Origin of the sequence: Streptomyces xylophagus (assembly GCF_000716435.1) — a bacterium.
Taxonomy (GTDB): Bacteria; Actinomycetota; Actinomycetes; order Streptomycetales; family Streptomycetaceae; genus Streptomyces; species Streptomyces xylophagus.
Genome location: NZ_JNWO01000122.1, coordinates 1 through 549, shown reverse-complemented (window position 1 = coordinate 549; position 549 = coordinate 1). Strand labels below are relative to the sequence as shown.

The window sequence follows — 549 nt, the reverse complement described above, 5'->3', positions numbered from 1 at the left end:
AGATGACGAAGGGCGGCTCGGCCGGATCGAACTCTCCGCTGATGGAGGGCATCAACATCCTGGCTGGCAGCGCCGCATTCGACGATGGCGACCAGCACAGCGAATACAAGGTCAAGGGGCAGCGCGTCTACGGGACCGACAAGAAGTCGCTTCAGATCGTTGCCACGGAGAAGGACCCGTCTGTCAAGCGCCATCTCCCCAAGCACATTCACCAAGAGTCTGACATCGACGAGCAGACCGCGAAGGATCGCGCCCGCCATCACAAGAACCGCCAGCAAGGCGAGAGCGTCACGGCGCAGATCAAGTCGCAGTCGTGGTTCGATCTCGGCGGTCAACTCTGGAAGGCAAACGGCCTTGTCTACGTTCAGTCACGCGTCCTGAAGCTCAGCCAACAGATGCTCATCAAGAGCGTCTCGCTCACGCAAGATGAGAGCGGATCGTTCGCGACCCTCTCGCTCGTTCTGCCGCAGGCGTTCGACGGCGAGGGCACCGGCATGGGCGGAGGCGGCGCAGGCTCCGGCGCGCAATCCCCGTGGAAAGACTTCGCGC

1 protein-coding gene is annotated in these 549 nt (G+C 62.5%); it reads left to right on the top strand.

Going from position 1 to position 549, the window contains the following annotated elements:
* Nucleotides 1-41: 41 nt before the first annotated feature.
* Nucleotides 42-549, top strand: a 508-nt coding sequence (locus OO70_RS50570) for a phage baseplate assembly protein (protein ID WP_158711691.1), incomplete at its 3' end; no start/stop codon positions are given.